This is a genomic window from Sphingobium sp. PAMC28499, assembly GCF_004795815.1.
In the GTDB taxonomy this organism is placed as follows: Bacteria; Pseudomonadota; Alphaproteobacteria; order Sphingomonadales; family Sphingomonadaceae; genus Sphingobium; species Sphingobium yanoikuyae.
The window spans coordinates 2,112,163-2,128,483 of the sequence record NZ_CP039248.1; the positions used below are offsets into that span (position 1 = coordinate 2,112,163).

Annotated in this window: 14 protein-coding genes; 12 read left to right on the forward strand and 2 right to left on the reverse strand. The window is 65.7% G+C overall.

Annotated elements, in window-relative coordinates; all coding sequences use genetic code 11:
• Positions 1-7: 7 nt before the first annotated feature.
• The 12 genes from E5554_RS10260 to E5554_RS10315 all read left to right on the forward strand — a co-directional run bounded on the left by E5554_RS10260 (position 8) and on the right by E5554_RS10315 (position 14,167).
• A complete protein-coding gene (locus E5554_RS10260; protein ID WP_010336276.1) occupies positions 8-1,210 on the forward strand; it encodes a putative peptidoglycan glycosyltransferase FtsW in 1,203 nt (400 codons plus the stop codon).
• Positions 1,207-2,373, forward strand: a complete 1,167-nt coding sequence (gene murG, locus E5554_RS10265; protein ID WP_004207959.1) for an undecaprenyldiphospho-muramoylpentapeptide beta-N-acetylglucosaminyltransferase — start codon at positions 1,207-1,209, stop codon at positions 2,371-2,373. Before E5554_RS10260 ends, murG begins: the two co-directional genes overlap by 4 nt.
• A 139-nt stretch (positions 2,374-2,512) precedes the next feature.
• Entirely contained in the window at positions 2,513-3,940 is a 1,428-nt protein-coding gene (gene murC, locus E5554_RS10270; RefSeq protein WP_007711639.1) for a UDP-N-acetylmuramate--L-alanine ligase, read from the forward strand.
• Positions 3,940-4,137 (forward strand): hypothetical protein, encoded by a 198-nt coding sequence (locus E5554_RS10275; RefSeq protein ID WP_004207957.1) that lies wholly within the window; start codon positions 3,940-3,942, stop codon positions 4,135-4,137. The genes murC and E5554_RS10275 overlap by 1 nt, the downstream gene beginning before the upstream one ends.
• A 5-nt stretch (positions 4,138-4,142) precedes the next feature.
• Positions 4,143-5,069: a UDP-N-acetylmuramate dehydrogenase gene (gene murB / locus E5554_RS10280; RefSeq protein WP_210729815.1), complete on the forward strand. Its 927-nt coding sequence runs from the start codon at positions 4,143-4,145 to the stop codon at positions 5,067-5,069.
• 121 nt (positions 5,070-5,190) lie between these two features.
• The gene (locus E5554_RS10285; RefSeq protein ID WP_136186710.1) at positions 5,191-6,147 is read left to right on the forward strand and encodes a D-alanine--D-alanine ligase; all 957 of its coding nucleotides are present in this window, start codon (positions 5,191-5,193) and stop codon (positions 6,145-6,147) included.
• On the forward strand, positions 6,140-7,099 hold the full coding sequence (locus E5554_RS10290; protein ID WP_136186711.1) for a cell division protein FtsQ/DivIB: 960 nt from the start codon (positions 6,140-6,142) through the stop codon (positions 7,097-7,099). The genes E5554_RS10285 and E5554_RS10290 overlap by 8 nt, the downstream gene beginning before the upstream one ends.
• Before the next feature lie 3 nt (positions 7,100-7,102).
• Positions 7,103-8,386, forward strand: coding sequence for a cell division protein FtsA (gene ftsA / locus E5554_RS10295; protein ID WP_004207952.1), 1,284 nt, complete (start codon positions 7,103-7,105; stop codon positions 8,384-8,386).
• 108 nt (positions 8,387-8,494) lie between these two features.
• Positions 8,495-9,961, forward strand: a complete 1,467-nt coding sequence (ftsZ, locus tag E5554_RS10300; RefSeq protein ID WP_017501206.1) for a cell division protein FtsZ — start codon at positions 8,495-8,497, stop codon at positions 9,959-9,961.
• Between the two features lie 127 nt (positions 9,962-10,088).
• On the forward strand, positions 10,089-12,029 hold the full coding sequence (locus tag E5554_RS10305) for a tetratricopeptide repeat protein (protein WP_136186712.1): 1,941 nt from the start codon (positions 10,089-10,091) through the stop codon (positions 12,027-12,029).
• A 9-nt stretch (positions 12,030-12,038) separates the two neighbouring features.
• Positions 12,039-13,190 carry a deoxyguanosinetriphosphate triphosphohydrolase gene (locus E5554_RS10310; protein ID WP_136186713.1) on the forward strand — a complete coding sequence of 384 codons (1,152 nt, stop codon included), beginning with the start codon at positions 12,039-12,041 and terminating at the stop codon, positions 13,188-13,190.
• Positions 13,191-13,780: 590 nt separating this feature from the next.
• Positions 13,781-14,167 (forward strand): hypothetical protein, encoded by a 387-nt coding sequence (locus E5554_RS10315; RefSeq protein ID WP_136186714.1) that lies wholly within the window; start codon positions 13,781-13,783, stop codon positions 14,165-14,167.
• 176 nt (positions 14,168-14,343) lie between these two features.
• Here the strand turns inward: E5554_RS10315 and E5554_RS10320 are convergent, their stop codons facing one another.
• Together E5554_RS10320 and radA are read right to left on the reverse strand one after the other, a co-directional pair.
• The gene (locus E5554_RS10320) at positions 14,344-14,868 is read right to left on the reverse strand and encodes a CvpA family protein (RefSeq protein WP_063977132.1); all 525 of its coding nucleotides are present in this window, start codon (positions 14,866-14,868) and stop codon (positions 14,344-14,346) included.
• Positions 14,869-14,878: 10 nt separating this feature from the next.
• Entirely contained in the window at positions 14,879-16,246 is a 1,368-nt protein-coding gene (gene radA, locus E5554_RS10325; RefSeq protein ID WP_010336315.1) for a DNA repair protein RadA, read from the reverse strand.
• Positions 16,247-16,321 lie beyond the last annotated feature (75 nt).

The window sequence follows — 16,321 nt, forward strand, 5'->3', positions numbered from 1 at the left end:
TAAGGGCATGTTCAGGGCGGGCGAACTGGTGAAGGGCTTCAAGACCCGCACCGTGCCGCGCGAGCGTACCGCGCTGGCCATCTGGTTCTGGGAAATCGACCGGGTGCTGCTGTCGCTGATCGTCGCGCTGATGGCGATCGGGCTGGTCGCCGTGGCCGCCGCATCGCCGGTGGCCGCGATCGACCGCTCGACCGCGCAGGTGGCGGTCAATCCGCTGATCTATTTCTATCGCCAGCTGATGTGGGTGTTCATCGGCCTGCCGATCATGCTGGTCATCTCCATGCTGCCCCGGCCACAGGCGCGGCGGCTGGCAATCTTCCTGGCCGTCTTCTTCTTCCTGATGTTGCTGTTCGTGCCGTTGCTGGGTTCCACCGTGAACGGCGCCAAGCGCTGGATCGACCTGCCGGGCTTCCGCTTTCAGCCCTCGGAATTTCTGAAGCCCGTCTATGTCGTGACGCTGGCCTGGCTGCTGTCGCTGCGCGCCAAGGACCAGAGCCTGCCGGTGATGCCGCTCACGGGCGCGATGACGCTGCTGATCGCGGCGATCCTGATGAAGCAGCCGGACTTTGGCCAGACGGTCATCTTCCTGGCCTGCTGGGGCGTGCTGCTGATGCTCTCGGGCCTCGAAATGCGCTGGATCGCCATGCTGGGCGGGCTGGCGCTGGCGGGGCTGGTCGCGGTCTACATGTTCTATGAAAATGGCCGGCAGCGCATCAACGACTTCCTGGGCATCGGTGTCCAGATGGATACCGGCCCGGACCAGACGGACCTGGCGTTCCGCACCATCACCCATGGTGGTTTCACCGGTGTCGGGCCGGGCGGGGGGCAGAACAAGTTCCGCCTGCCCGAAGCCCATACCGACTATATCTTCTCGGTGATCGGGGAGGAGTTCGGCCTGCTCGCCTGCATCGCCATCGCCTGCGTCTATCTGGCGATCGTCGTGCGCGTGCTGCTGCGCCTGCTGGACGAGGAGGATAATTTCACCATCCTCGCCGCCGCCGGCCTCACGACCCAGTTCGGGCTGCAGGCGATCATCAATATGGGCGTCAATGCGCAGATTTTTCCGTCAAAGGGCATGACGCTGCCCTTTATCAGCTACGGTGGCTCCTCTATGCTCGCGCTTTGTATCGGCGTCGGCCTGCTGCTCGCATTCACGCGGCGCAACCCCTTCATGGGTCGGCACACGGTCGTCAAATGGAGTGGTCGATGAGCATTTCCCGTCACTTCGTCCTCGCCGCCGGCGGGACGGGTGGTCATATGATTCCCGCGCATGCGGTGGCAGAGGAACTGATGGCGCGCGGCCATCATGTCGCCCTCGTCACCGATGAGCGGGGCGCGAAGATCCCCGGCATCTTCGACAAGGCGCAGGTCCATGTCATGCCGGCGGGCCGCATGACCAAGAATCCGGCGAGCTGGCCCGGTGCCTTGAAGGCGATCCTGGCCGGCCGGGCGATGGCCCGTCGGCTCAACGACACGTTCAAGCCGACCGCCGTGGTCGGCTTTGGCGGCTATCCCGCTATGCCTGCGCTGCTGGGCGCGCTGGCGGACGGCATCCCGACCGCGATCCACGAACAGAATGCGGTGCTGGGCCGGGTCAACCGCCTGCTCGCCGGCCGGGTCGACGCGATCGCCACCGCCTATCCGGTGGTCGAGCGCCTCAAGGACAAATATGCCGGCAAGGTGCATCTGGTCGGCAATCCGGTGCGCGAGGAAGTGAAGGCGCTGCGCGACGAGGAATTTCCCGCGCTGACCGACGAGAGCGTGTTCCGCGTGCTGGTGATCGGCGGCAGCCAGGGGGCGAGCATCCTGTCGAGCGTCGTGCCCGAAGGGCTGTCGATGCTGCCGATCGCGTTGCGCCGCCGCCTTCAGGTGACGCAGCAGTGCCGCGCCGAGGATATCGAGCGGGTGCGCGCCACCTATGCCGAGATGGAAATCCCGGCCGATCTTGCCACCTATTTCAACGACGTGCCCGAAAAGCTGGGCTGGTCGCACCTGATGATCGCGCGGGCAGGGGCGTCGACCCTGGCCGAGCTGACCTGTGCCGGCCGCCCTGCCATCCTGGTGCCGCTGCCCAGCGCCATGGACGATCATCAGACCGCCAATGCGCGCGAGATGACCGAGGCTGGTGGCGCCCGCACCATTCCCCAGTCGCGCTTCACCGCCGTGGAGCTGGCCAAGCAGATGCAGAAGATGGCGCTGGAACCCGGCGCCCTGCAAAATGCCGCCAAGCGCGCCCGTGCCTGTGGCCGCCCGGATGCGGCGCGCGACATGGCAGACTTGCTCGAAAGCATCGGTCCCGCGCCGATCATGAATGACCCGCTTCGCGTCGGCCCCACGCCGACCACGCTCAATTTGCAGGGCGTCCCTGCATGATCCGCACATATCTCTCCCCGTTCGGGCTGAGCCTGTCGAAGCCCTCTGCTGAGCGGAGCGAAGCCGCTTCGCCTGCGGCTCTGCTGGGCCCTTCGACTTCGCTCAGGGCGAACGGATATTGGAACAAGGAATATCAGGCATGAAGGGTGTCGGCACCGACATCGGCACGATCCATTTCATCGGCATTGGCGGCATCGGCATGTCCGGTATCGCCGAAGTCATGCATAATCTGGGTTACAAGGTTCAAGGATCCGACGTCGCCGAAGGCTATGTCGTGGAAGGGCTGCGCGCCAAAGGCATCAAGGTGATGATCGGCCACAAGGCCGAAAATCTGGGCGATGCCGCCGTGGTCGTCACCTCGACCGCGATCAAGCGGGGCAATCCGGAAGTCGAACTGGCGCTGGAAAATCGCGTGCCGGTGATCCGCCGCGCGGAAATGCTGGCCGAACTGATGCGTTTGAAGTCCACGGTCGCCATCGCCGGCACCCATGGCAAGACCACGACCACCTCGATGGTCGCGGCGCTGCTGGACGCGGGCGGGGTTGATCCGACCGTCATCAACGGCGGCATCATCAACAGCTATGGCTCCAACGCGCGCCTGGGCAACAGCGACTGGATGGTCGTGGAAGCCGATGAGAGCGATGGCAGCTTCCTGCGCCTCGACGGCACGATCGCGGTCGTGACCAATATCGATCCCGAGCATCTCGACCATTATGGCAGCTTCGACGCGGTGAAGGACGCCTTCGTCGAGTTCGTCGAAAATGTGCCCTTCTATGGCGCGGCGATGCTCTGCCTCGACCATCCCGAGGTGCAGGCCATCCTGCCGCGCGTGCAGGACCGCCGCATCGTCACCTATGGCTTCTCCGCCCAGGCCGATATTCGCGGCGAGAATGTCCAGCCCGTGCCCGGCGGCAATCGCTTCGACGTCCAGATCCGCGAGCGCGACGGCGCGACCCGCCGGATCGAGGGGATCGAACTGCCGATGCCCGGCCGCCACAATGTGCTGAACGCCATGGCCGCGATCGGCGTGGCGCTGCAGATGGGCATTGATGACGCGACCATCCAGACCGGCTTCGCCAAGTTCGGCGGCGTGAAGCGCCGCTTCACCAAGGTCGGGGAAATCCCGGCGGGGGCAGGCGTGGCCACCGTCATCGACGATTATGGCCACCATCCGGTCGAGATCAAGGCGGTGCTCGCCGCCGCCCGCGAAGGCGCGAAGGGCCGAGTGATCGCCGTGGTCCAGCCGCATCGCTTCACCCGCCTGCGCGACCTGATGGATGATTTCCAGCAGGCCTTCAACGACGCCGACATCGTCTATGCCGCCCCGGTCTATACCGCTGGCGAGCAGCCGATCGAGGATGTCGATAGCGCAGCGCTGGTCGCCGGGCTCAAGCGCCGTGGCCATCGCAACGCCGCCACTGTCGCCGATGCGGACGATCTTGCCCGCGTCATCGCCGCCGATGTCCAGGCCGACGACATGATCATCTGCCTGGGGGCCGGCGACATCACCAAATGGGCGGCGGGCCTGTCCGCTGCGGTCACCGCCAAGGTCAAGGAAACCGCCTGATGTTCGAGCTCTTCAATGTCGGCCTCGAAATGCAGAAGCGCATGATCGACATGCAGATGCAGGGCGTGGAAGTCGCGCGCGACATGGTCGAGGCGGCGCAGAAGCAGGTGCAGACCGGCATGGCCGCGCATCAGGCCGGCGAGGCGGGCATGAAGGCGATGAAGAGCTGGATGAATCTCTGGGGCGTGCGCGGTTGACGGTGATGGCTTCTCTCCCGGCCGTTCGCGGCGCGCTCAAGGCCGATGCGCCGCTGGCACCGCTCGTCTGGTTCAAGGCGGGCGGGGCGGCGCAATGGCTGTTCGAGCCCAAGGATGCCGACGACCTGTCCGATTTCCTGGCCATGCTCGATCCGGCGATGCCGGTGATGGCGCTCGGCCTCGGCTCCAACCTGATCGTTCGCGATGGCGGCGTGCCGGGCGTGGTCGTGCGCCTGGGCAAACCCTTCGCCAAGGTGGAGGCGCTGGACGCCACCACCCTGGTCTGCGGCGGTGGTGCGTCGGGCATCCTCGTCTCCTCGACCGCGCGGGATGCCGGCATTGCCGGTCTCGAATTTCTCCGCTCCATCCCCGGCACGGTCGGCGGCTTCGTGCGGATGAACGGCGGCGCCTATGGCCGCGAGACTGCGGACATATTGGTCGAATGCGAGGTGGTGCTGCGCTCGGGCGAGCAGGTGACCTTGCTCAACCGCGATCTTCATTACAGCTATCGCCACTCCAACATGGTCGACGGCGCGGTTGTCGTGTCGGCCACCTTCCGCGGCGAACCCGGCGAGCCAGCCGCGATCCAGGCGGAAATGGACCGCATCGCCACCGCGCGCGAGGAAAGCCAGCCGCTGCGCAGCAAGACCGGCGGATCGACCTTCAAGAACCCGGACGGGCACAAGGCCTGGGCGCTGGTCGATGAAGCGGGCTGTCGCGGCCTCGCGCTGGGCGGAGCGCAGGTGAGCGAGAAGCACACCAACTTCCTGCTCAACACCGGCGACGCCACCAGCGCCGACATCGAAGCGCTGGGCGAGGAAGTCCGCCGCCGCGTCAAGGCAAAGAGTGGCGTCGAGCTGGAATGGGAAATCCAGCGTGTCGGCATGTTTGCCGACGGCGCAAACAGAGATGCCGTGGGGTTGGCGAAGTGATTTGTGCTTCCAATCCGTCATCCCAGCGAAGGCTGGGATCCCTCTTTTCTTCCTTCGCTGCGTTCAAAGGCAGTGAGATGCCAGCCTTCGCTGGCATGACGATGTATCTGGAGTGTTACGCATGAGCCGTGGTCCCTGGCATGTCGCCGTTCTGATGGGCGGCTGGTCGGCGGAGCGGCCGGTGTCGCTGTCGAGCGGCGAGGGCGTTGCCAAGGCGCTGGAATCGCGCGGGCATCGGGTCACGCGGATCGACATGGATCGCGACGTCGCCGCTCGCCTGACCGAGACCAAGGCGGACGTGGTGTTCAACGCGCTGCATGGCGTGCCGGGCGAGGATGGCACGGTGCAGGGCATGATGGACCTGATGGGCCTCACCTACACCCATAGCGGCCTTGCCACATCGGTCATCGCGATCGACAAGCAACTGACCAAGCAGGCGCTGGTACCGCACGGCATCCCCATGCCCGGCGGCCATATCGTGACGAGCGAGAGCCTCTATGCCGGCGATCCGCTGCCGCGCCCCTATGTTCTGAAGCCCGTCAATGAGGGCAGCTCGGTCGGCGTCGCGATCGTCACGGCCGAGGGCAATTATGGCAACCCCATCGCCCGTGACAGCGTCGGCCCCTGGCAGGAATTTCCCGAGCTTCTGGCCGAACCCTATATTCGCGGGCGCGAACTGACCACCGCCGTGCTGGGCGATGAGGCGCTGCTCGTCACCGAGCTGCGCCCCAAGAGCGGCTTCTATGATTTCGACGCCAAATATACCGACGGCATGACCGAACATGTCTGCCCGGCGGAGATACCGGACGAGATCACGCACGCGTGCAAGGCGATCGCGCTCCAGGCGCATCAGCTGCTCGGTTGCAAGGGCGCGTCGCGCTCCGACTTCCGCTGGGACGACAACCAGGGCGTCGAGGGGCTTTACCTGCTGGAGGTCAATACCCAGCCGGGTATGACCCCCTTGAGCCTGGTGCCGGAACAGGCGAAAAAGCTGGGTATCGAATATGCCGAGCTGGTCGAGCGGATCTGCGAGGAAGCATTGACGAGGGGGCCGAACATGGGGGCTGGCAATGGCTGAGGCACGGATCCGGCGCGGCGGCACGGCGCGGCTGAGCACGGCGCGGGGCAAGGTGCGCGCCAAGGCCGGATCGGGCCGTGGCCGCCAGCTCAAGCGCCAATCCTCCTTCGATCGGCTGCTCGAATTGCTGCCGATCAGCGAGGATACGCTCCAGAAGCTGGCGACCTGGGCCATCTTCGGGATCTTCGGCGGCCTGGCGATCGCCATCGCCATCTATGCGGGGCTACCCGATATGGCGCGCCAGCAGGCGGCAAGCCTGGCCGCGCGCGCCGGTTTCGAGGTGGAGAAGGTCGAGGTGCGCGGCGTCGAGCGCATGGACGAGATGCCGGTTTATAATATCGCGCTCGGCCAGGTCGATCGCTCGATGCTCTCGCTCGACCTGCCCAAGGTGCGGCAGGAAATGCTGAAGCTTGGCTGGGTCAAGGATGCGCGCATTTCCCGCCGCCTGCCCGACACGCTGGTCGTCGATATCGTCGAGCGTGATCCGGTCGCGGTGTGGCAGCATGACGGGCAACTGCATCTGATCGATGTGGCGGGCGTGGTGCTGCAATCGGTGTCGGCCGGGGCGATGCCCGACCTGCCGCTGGTGGTCGGCCCCAACGCCAATCTCCAGACCGCTGGCCTAAACAAGCTGATGGAAAGCGCGCCTGCGTTGAAGCCGATGCTGGCTGGCGCGACCTGGGTCGGGAACCGTCGCTGGGATCTGCGCTTTCAGTCTGGGGAAACGCTGTCGCTGCCTGAGGGCGAACAGACATCGGCGGCCGCGCTGGTGAATTTCGCGCGCATGGATGGCGTCAACCGGTTGCTTGGCCGGGGCATCGTCAAGTTCGACATGCGCGATCCCGATCGTTTCGTGCTGCGTCTGCCGCAGGGCCAGACCAGCGATAAGCCGGCAGCGGACGCCAAGGCGGAAAAGACCGCAAGTGCGCCGGCCGCGGGCGAGGAAGGCTAAGTCATGGCACAGCCCAAGGTCGAAAAGCTCATCACCGCGATCGATATCGGATCGTGGAAGGTGTCCGCGCTGATCGCGGGGCGCACCGATACGGGTGAGCTGGCGATCCTGGGCACTGGCCAGCGCGAAAGCCGGGGCGTGCGCCGCGGCTTCATCGCCGACATGGAACGCACCGAACTGGCCGTGCGCGAGACGGTGGAACAGGCCGAGCGTGTCGCCGGCACCAATATCGAGGATGTCTGGGTCAGCTTCTCGGGCGGCAGCCTGGTGAGCGACGTCGTCACGGTCGAGCGCGACATGGGCGGCTATCGCGTCGAGCAGCCGGACATCGACGATCTGCTGACCACCGGCCAGCAGGGCATCGACCCCGATGGCCGCATCATCCTGCACGCGCAGCCGACCTGCTTCACCATCAATGGCAAGGTGCCGGTGAAGAAGCCGCTGGGCATGCATGCCGATCTGCTGGGCGTCGACATCCATGTCGTGCTGGCCGATGGCGCGCCGCTCGCCAATCTCGACCTGTGCGTGCGTGGCGCTTATCTCAACGTCAATTCGATCGTCGCCTCGCCGATCGCGACCGGGCTTGCCTGCCTGTCCGAAGAAGAACGCGACCTGGGCGTGGCGCTGGTCGAGATGGGGGCAGGGGTCACCAATGTCTCGCTCTATGCCGGCGGCATGCTGGTGGGGCTGCATTCGATCCCGATGGGCGCGTCCGACATTACCGACGATATCGCTTCGGCCTTCGGCATCCGCCGCAGCCAGGCGGAGCGGATCAAATGCTTCTATGGTTCGGCGATGCAGAACCGCCGCGACTTCCGCGAGATGATCGAGATCGCGACGCCCCATGGCGATGTCGCCATTCCGGGGCAGAGCGCCGGCCCTAACGCGGAAGGCGGCAAGATCACCCGCGCGGCGCTGGTCGGCGTCATTTGCGAACGACTGAACCAGATCATGGCGGAAGTGAATGCGGCGCTGGCCGGCATGGGCTTCAACAGCACCGGGCGCCAGGTCGTGTTGACCGGCGGTGGCGCGGAGATGAAGGGCATTGCCGACTATGCGCAAGGCGCATTGGGGCGTGCAGTGCGGGTCGGTCGCCCACGCGGCTTGTCAGCCATGCCCGAAGCGCATAGTGGCCCGGCCTTCGCCACTTTGGCCGGATTGGCGCTTTACGGCGCTTCAAACCCGGTTGATCTTAGGGCGATGGCGCCTGCGCCGCAAACCGTGCATCGTCTGGGCGCCCCGCAATGGTGGCAGCGCATGATGCGGGCGATGCGGACGAATTACTGAGCGAATTTGAACGAAAACGAAAATAGCAGGTGAAATACTCTATTTTCTGGTGTTAACAATTGATGACGGTTGTCACTTCCTGACGAGGAAGCTGAGGGAGCAAAGTATATGAGCATCGAGATCAGCCCGCCGCATGTGGACGAATTGAAGCCACGCATTGCGGTGATAGGCGTTGGCGGTGCAGGCGGTAACGCCATCGCGAACATGATCGCGGCCAGCGTCGAGGGCGTCGATTTCATCGTCGCCAACACCGACGCGCAGGCGCTGAACGCCTCGCCGGCCGAACGGCGCATCCAGCTTGGCCCGCAGATCACCGAGGGTCTGGGCGCCGGTTCGCGCCCCGAAATCGGTCGCGCGGCTGCGGAAGAAACCATCATCACCGTCGAACAGGCGCTGGAAGGCGCCCATATGTGCTTCATCACCGCCGGCATGGGCGGCGGCACCGGCACCGGTGCGGCCCCGGTCATCGCCAAGGCGGCGCGTGAAAAGGGCATCCTGACCGTCGGCGTCGTGACCAAGCCCTTCACCTTCGAGGGCAATCGCCGCATGAAGTCGGCGGAAAGCGGCATCGACGAGCTGCAGAAGCATGTCGACACGCTGATCGTCATCCCGAACCAGAATCTGTTCCTGATCGCCAACCCGAACACGACCTTCAAGGAAGCGTTCCAGATGGCGGACGAGGTGCTGCAGCAGGGCGTGCGCTCGATCACCGACCTGATGATCATGCCGGGCCTCATCAACCTCGACTTCGCCGACGTGCGTTCGGTGATGGGCGAGATGGGCAAGGCGATGATGGGCACCGGCGAAGCGGAAGGCGACGGCCGTGCGCTCCAGGCGGCGGAAAAGGCGATCGCCAACCCGCTGCTCGACGGCGTGTCGATGCGCGGCGCCAAGGGCGTGATCGTGTCGATCGTCGGTGGCGACGACATGCGCCTGATGGAAGTCGACGAAGCGGCCAACCATATCCGCGAACTGGTCGATCCCGATGCGAACATCATCTGGGGCAGCGCCTTCAACGACAATCTGAACGGCAAGATCCGCGTGTCGGTCGTCGCGACCGGCATCGACAATGAAGTCGGCAGCCAGGCCGCACCGCTGACCCAGCCGTTCAGCTTCGCCAGCCGTCCGGCCGTCGCCGTGCCGCAGGCACCGCGTCCGGCACCGGTGGCCGCACCTGCCCCGGCCGCGCCGGTCGCTGCTGCGCCGGCTCCGGTCGCCGCGCCCGAGCCCGAAGCGCTGGAACTGGACGTGCCCGAAGCCCCGGCGCCCGCGCCGATCGCCGCGCCTGCCGCCGAAAAGGCGCCGCCGGCCTTCGCGCCGGCGCGTCCCGCGGCCGTCTTCTCCGACGAGGATCCCTCGCAGGATGAACTGCTGCTCGGCGCCGAAGCGGCCGAACCGACCGCACCGGAAGCCGCGCCCAAGCCCGCCCAGCCGGCGCCGCGCGTCGCGACCGGTGGCACGCTGTTCGAGCGTATGGCCGGCCTTACCCGTGGCAGCGAAAAGGCACCGGGCGCCGAAGAAGGCACGCAGGGTCTGGATATCCCGCGCTTCCTCAACCGCCAGAACAACCAGTAAGGCCAGCGTGCGGGCACAGGCCCGCACCGGCCTGCCAAAGGCGCGCCGTCGGTCGCTTCGGGCGACCCGGCGCGCTTTTTTGTGCAGGTCATTTCCCATTGCTTCCGCGATCCGCTAAGGCAGCCATGTGACACGATCTCATCTATGGATTCTCGGCAGCCTGCTTCTTGCCACGGCTGCGCAGGCGCAAACCGACCAGGCCGATCTGGTCCGGCCCTCGGGCGCCGCAGACCTCAACAATAATCTGGCGAAACTGGCCACCAATCCGCGGGATTTCAACGCGTTGGTGGGGGCTGGCGAAGCTGCGCTGGAGCTGGACGATGCCCGTGCGGCCGCCGGTTTCTTTGCCCGCGCCGACGCGATCCAGCCCAATAATGGGCGCACCAAGGCGGGCCTGGGCCGGGTCATGCTGAAGATGCAGAACCCGGCCGAAGCGCTGCGCCTGTTCGACCAGGCGACCCGTGCCGGCTATCCCGAAGCGACCATCCAGGGCGATCGCGGGCTGGCGCGTGACATGACCGGCGACCAGGCCGGGGCGCAGCGCGATTATCATGCCGCCCTGCAACGCACCCCGGACGATGCCGAACTGGTGCGCCGCTACGCCGCCTCGCTCGGTATTTCGGGACAGGTGGATGCCGCCGACAAGGTGTTGCAGCCGCTGCTCTACAAGAGCGACCGGGCCGCCTGGCGCTATAATGCCTTCATCCTGGCGATGAACAACCGCCAGGCCGAGGCCAAGAAGGTGGTCGACCAGACCATGCCGGCCCAGCTGGCGAGCGCCATCACCCCCTATATGCAGAAAATGCCCTATCTGACGGCGGCGCAGAAGGCGGCTGCGGTCCATTTCGGCCATTTCCCGCAGGTCGTCGCGACCAGCATCACGCCGATCGTGCCGACCCCGCCGGCGCCGGGTATCCAGCTGGCGTCGCGCGACGCCGCACCTGCCGCCGCCGCGTCGACCGCGACGGCCCAGGGGGATCGCCGCACGACCCGCAACGGCAGTGGCCGGCAGCGCGGCACGTCGCTGGCCCGCGCGCCGCTCGGCACGCCTGCTGCCAGCCAGCCCGCGCCGACCCAGAGCCGGCCGCCGGTGGCCGCACAAGCCACGCAGCCCACTGTCCCCGCGCCCGCGCCCGCAACCGTCCAGCCGCTGCCCGCCGACACGCGCGGACGCCAGCCGGTCGTCCAGCCGACGCCGAGCCAGAGCGCCCGTTCGGAGATGGTGCAGTCGGTGCCCGGTCAGGCGACGACCCAGGCGCCAGCGCCCGCGCCGACCCCGGCACCAACTCCCGCCCCGGTCCGCAGCGCATCGGTCGATGTGCAGGGGCCGCCTGCGCCGGGCCTCGACGCGCTGGACGGCGGCGCGCCGCGCTCGACCGCGCCGGCACCGACCACCGGCCAGCCAAGCACGGCCTCGCAGCTCAATTCGAGCGCCCTTGCCCAGGCGTCGAGCGTGACCCCGCCCGCGCCGCAGGGCACGCCGCCCGCGGAGATGCCATCGGCGCCGGTCGCCACTGAATTCACGCCGCCGGCCGACAGCGCTACGCCGCAGCCGGCGCCGGAGGCGACCCGGAGCCTGGCCGACATCATCCACGCCATCGACGTGCCCGACAGCGAGCGCCGCTCGAACGTGGTCGCGGTCGACCTGGCCGAGGTCGAGAAGCTGCAGGCCGCCCGCCGCGCCGCTGCGCGCCAGGCGGAGGCCGACAAGGCGAAGAAGGCGGCCGCCGCCAAGGCCAAGGCGGAAGCCGACGCCAAGGCGAAGAAGGAAGCCGAGGAAAAGAAGCGCCTGGCCGCCAACCCCGCGCGCAACTGGGTGCAGATCGGCACCGGGCAGAAGAGCGCGCTGGCCTTCACCTTCAAGCGCTTGCAGGGCAAATATGACGCGGTCGCGCCGCAGGATGGCTGGAGCGCCAGCTGGGGCCAGACCTCGCGCCTGCTAATCGGTCCCTTTGCCAGCTTCACCCGCGCCAGGGCGGTTGAGGCGGACCTCAAGAAGGCCGGCGCCGACGCCTTCGCCTGGCAAAGCGACGCGGGCGAGGTGGTCGAAAAGCTGGGCAGCAAATAAGGGGTTCGCATGACGATGCTCGCATCCTACGCCTCTCAGCCCGACCAGAGCCGGGGACGGCTCCATGCCGAACCGGGCGGCGAGATGCGCGGCCCGCGCGATATGTTCCAGCGCGACCGCGACCGCATCATTCATTCGATCTCCTTCCGCCGGCTGCGGCACAAGACGCAGGTGTTCGTGTCGCCCGACGGCGATCATTATCGCGTGCGCATGACCCACAGCCTGGAGGTGGCGCAGATTGGCCGCGCCATCGCCCGCACGCTTGCCCTCAACGAGGATCTGACCGAGGCGCTGTGCCTGGCCCATGATATCGGCCATCCGCCCTTCGGCCATGCCGGCGAGGATGCGCTGGAGGCGGCGCTGGAGGATCATGGCGGCTTCGATCATAATGCGCACACGCTGCGCACGCTGATGCTGCTGGATTCGCCCTATCCGCGCTTTCGCGGCCTCAACCTCAGCTGGGAAATGCTGGAGGGGCTGGCCAAGCATAATGGGCCGGTGACCAGGCCCGGCTGGGCGATGCGCGAACTGGACGCGCTGTTCCCGCTCGACCTTGCCAGCCATGCCTCGCTGGAGGCGCAGCTGGCGGCGCTGTCGGACGATATCGCCTATGACAATCACGACATTGACGATGGCCTGCGCGCCGGACTGCTGAGCCTGGAACAGCTTTTGACCGTGCCGCTGGTGCGCCATTGCTGGGACCGGGTGACGGCCCGCTATCCCGACGTGCCGCAGGATCGCCTGCTGCGCGAACTGGTGCGCGAACAGATTGGCGTGATGGCCAATGACCTGCTCACCACCACCCGCGCCAATATCGCGGCCGCCGGGGTGGAGACGGTCGCCGATGTCCGCGCGCTGGGCCGCACGCTGGTCGCTTTCTCGCCCGAACTGGCGGCGCAGGAACGCGAGCTGAAGCGCTTCATGTATGCGACCCTCTATCATCATCCCGACCAGCTGGCTGCCGCCGACCGGGCGCGGGTGATCGTGATCGACCTGTTCCGCGCCTATCTGGCCGACCCCGCCCTGATGCCACCCGAATGGCGCGACGAATGCGCGCTGGAGGAACCGACCCGCAGCCGCCACATCGCCGACTTCATCGCCGGCATGACCGATCGCTATGCCGAAAAGCGGCATGCCGAGATTTGCGGGGCACTGGTCTAGGGGCGCACCGCCGGTCGGGGGTCAATACAAAGTACCGGAATGGAAAAAGGGGGCGATGGTGGCATCGGGCTGTGACGCTTAACGACCAGAAGCGGCTGTAAAATCCTCCCCTGCAAGGGGAGGGGGACCACGAAGTGGTGGAGGGGTGTCGCCCTATCGAGAGGGGAAGCCCCCCTTCCGTCTGGCCTTCGGCCAGCCACCTCCCCTTCCTGGGGAGGATGGTCTCAAAGCTACCAGTAGCAGACATGTAGCGGCCTGCGCGCTAGGTTGTCCAAGGATGCCTCCTGTGGCCATATTGCTGCTTTGGACCGTCCAAGTGGCATCAGCTAGATCGGTGGATACGCCCGAGCCCAAGCGAAGCGCTTCGCCAACTGCAGCTTAGGGCTCCAAATACATCGACCATAACGCAAAAAGGCTCTCTCGCTATATAATGGCACGTTAAGCTTCAGACCCATCCTTCCACGAGCAATCAATGCTGGCAGCGCTATAGATGAGCCATCGCACGGGCGTAAAACACTGTCCTAGATTTCATTTCGACAGCGTGACATATTTTTTAACGCGGTGATAACGTCTCTCTGGGGGGAGAGGGCATGAGTAAAACTGGCACAGAAGGAAATGATGAATGGGGGCAGCCCACTGAAACACGTTCCATCAAGTTGGACGGATCAGTATCCGCTTTTGATATCGACAGCTTCGCGACTTCCAACAAGGTCAAAATAGGAAAAGTTTCCGTCAGATGGATTGAGGCGGATAAATGCTGTCATGAGCATAAAATTAATTCTGAGTGGAAAATTGCTGTCGAGAGATGGATTCAAGATCAGTTAAAAATTAATGCAAATTATAATTTAATTTCTCATGGATGGGGGATGGTTATCGGCGAATGTGAATTGTGGGAAAATCACCCAAAAGGATTTAGATGCCGCGGAACTTTGTGTGGATCTGTGTGGGCTTGCTTCCAACGCGATGAACCTTCCTGACAATGATACGCAGCTTTTTTTTGATCCTGTATTATTATAAATTAGCCGACTCCTGGGCTCTTCAGTGCTACGCATCGTGGTCGTACCCGAAATGCGCTCCATTATGCGACCAGGCGCAATCACAAGCCTTGGACCGCGGGTGAAAATTCGGTCAGTCCGCTTCCCACCCACCCCGGTCACGCCGCCGGATCGGACTCCGCCGGCTTCTGCGCGCGCTGTTCATCGACAAATTCGCTGATCGCCTTGCCGCTGGCGTTGAGCAGCGGATAGGTGCGGGCGTCGGACAGCCAGTCGGGGCGGCGCGCGCCGCTACCGTAGAATGTGTCATAGACCAGGGAGAAGGCGAGGAAGACCAGGGTCGCGCCAATCAGCCCCTTGATCGCGCCGAAGCCGCCGCCCAGCACCCGGTCGATCGGGCCGAGCACCGACTGGCGGGTGCGCTGGCCGATCGATCGGGCGAGCAGCTTGCCTGCGCCGAAGGTGACGGCGAAGATCAGGAAGAAGGCCAGCACCGCCGCCCCGCTCTCGCTGCCGACGAAGCTGGTCAGCAATTCGGTGACGGAAGCGTGGAACAGGCTGATCGCGAAGATGCCCGCGACCCAGGCGATCAGCGACAGGGTTTCGGTCACGAACCCGCGCAGCAGGCCGAATATGGCGCAACCGCCGATGAGGAGGAGGACGAGGATATCGACGGCGTTCATGCCGCGCTGGCTATCCGCGCCCGAGCATCTGGTCAACCAGCTGTGCAAGGGTGCGAAAGCCGCTGACCGAAATCCCCTTCACCCCGTCCGCGCCCGACGCCGGCACGAAGGCGCGGTTGAAGCCCAGTTTCGCCGATTCCCGCAGCCGCAGCGGCGTGTGCGAGACGGGGCGAATTTCGCTCGACAGCGCAATCTCGCCGAACAGCACGACATCGGCGGGCACCGGCCGTTCCGACAAGGCCGACATCAAAGCGGCGGCGACGGCCAGGTCGGCGGCCGGATCGGACAGCCGATAGCCGCCCGCGACGTTGAGATAGACTTCGCAGGTCGAGAAGCTGAGCCCGCAGCGCGCCTCCAGCACGGCCAGGATCATCGCCAGCCGGCCGCTGTCCCAGCCGACCACCGCGCGCCGGGGCGTCGCCCCGCTCGACAGCCGCACCACCAGCGCCTGGATCTCGACCAGCACCGGCCGCGTTCCTTCGAGCGCGGGGAAGACGGTGGCGCCCGTCACCGTCTCGTCGCGATTGGTGAGGAACAAAGCGGACGGATTGGCGACCTCCTCCAGCCCCTCGGCAACCATCGAGAAGACGCCGATCTCGTCGGTGCCGCCAAAGCGGTTCTTGATCGCGCGCAGGATGCGATATTGGTGGCTGCGCTCACCCTCGAACGCCAGCACCGTATCGACCATATGTTCCAGCACGCGCGGGCCGGCGATGCTGCCATCCTTGGTGACATGGCCGACCAGGATCAGCGCGGTGCCGCGCTGCTTGGCGAATTTGATCAGTTCCTGGCTCGACGCGCGCACCTGGCTCACGGTGCCTGGCGCGCCCTCGATCAGGTCGCTGTGCATGGTCTGGATCGAATCGATGATCAGCAAGGCGGGCGGCACGCCCTCGCTCAGCGTCGTCAGGATATCGCGCACCGATGTCGCGCTCGCCAGTTGCACCGGCGCATTGCCCAGCCCCAGCCGCTGGGCACGCAGCCGCACCTGGTCCGACGCCTCCTCGCCGCTGATATAGGCGACGGTCAGCCCGCGCGAGGCGACCCGCGCTGCCGCCTGCAACAACAGGGTCGACTTGCCGATGCCCGGATCGCCGCCGATCAGCGTGGCCGATCCCGGCACGATGCCGCCGCCCAGCGCCCGATCGAACTCGGCAATGCCGGTGCTGGTGCGCGAGGGCAGTTCCACCTTGCTGTCGAGGCCGATGAGCGTGATCGCCCGGCCGCCGCCCTGCAGGTCATGCTTGGCGGAAAAGACGGTCTCGGCCGCTTCCTCGACGATGCTGTTCCATTCGCCACAGTCATCGCACTGCCCCTGCCACCGGCCGGAAACGGTGCCGCATTGTTGACAGACGAATTTGCGCTTTGCCTTGGCCATGGCCCACGCATAACAGAACATAAAAGGAACACAAACGCGATCTTGCATCGAGGCTGGAAACCCCGGCGCGGCTGG

Coding starts and splice junctions, on each gene's coding strand:
- E5554_RS10315 (WP_136186714.1), top strand. CDS start 13,781: ATGAGTAAAACTGGCACAGAAGGAAATGATGAATGGGGGCAGCCCACT.
- E5554_RS10260 (WP_010336276.1), top strand. CDS start 8: ATGTTCAGGGCGGGCGAACTGGTGAAGGGCTTCAAGACCCGCACCGTG.
- E5554_RS10320 (WP_063977132.1), bottom strand. CDS start 14,868: ATGAACGCCGTCGATATCCTCGTCCTCCTCCTCATCGGCGGTTGCGCC.
- murG (WP_004207959.1), top strand. CDS start 1,207: ATGAGCATTTCCCGTCACTTCGTCCTCGCCGCCGGCGGGACGGGTGGT.
- E5554_RS10285 (WP_136186710.1), top strand. CDS start 5,191: ATGAGCCGTGGTCCCTGGCATGTCGCCGTTCTGATGGGCGGCTGGTCG.
- ftsA (WP_004207952.1), top strand. CDS start 7,103: ATGGCACAGCCCAAGGTCGAAAAGCTCATCACCGCGATCGATATCGGA.
- E5554_RS10290 (WP_136186711.1), top strand. CDS start 6,140: ATGGCTGAGGCACGGATCCGGCGCGGCGGCACGGCGCGGCTGAGCACG.
- ftsZ (WP_017501206.1), top strand. CDS start 8,495: ATGAGCATCGAGATCAGCCCGCCGCATGTGGACGAATTGAAGCCACGC.
- E5554_RS10275 (WP_004207957.1), top strand. CDS start 3,940: ATGTTCGAGCTCTTCAATGTCGGCCTCGAAATGCAGAAGCGCATGATC.
- radA (WP_010336315.1), bottom strand. CDS start 16,246: ATGGCCAAGGCAAAGCGCAAATTCGTCTGTCAACAATGCGGCACCGTT.
- E5554_RS10310 (WP_136186713.1), top strand. CDS start 12,039: ATGACGATGCTCGCATCCTACGCCTCTCAGCCCGACCAGAGCCGGGGA.
- murC (WP_007711639.1), top strand. CDS start 2,513: ATGAAGGGTGTCGGCACCGACATCGGCACGATCCATTTCATCGGCATT.
- murB (WP_210729815.1), top strand. CDS start 4,143: ATGGCTTCTCTCCCGGCCGTTCGCGGCGCGCTCAAGGCCGATGCGCCG.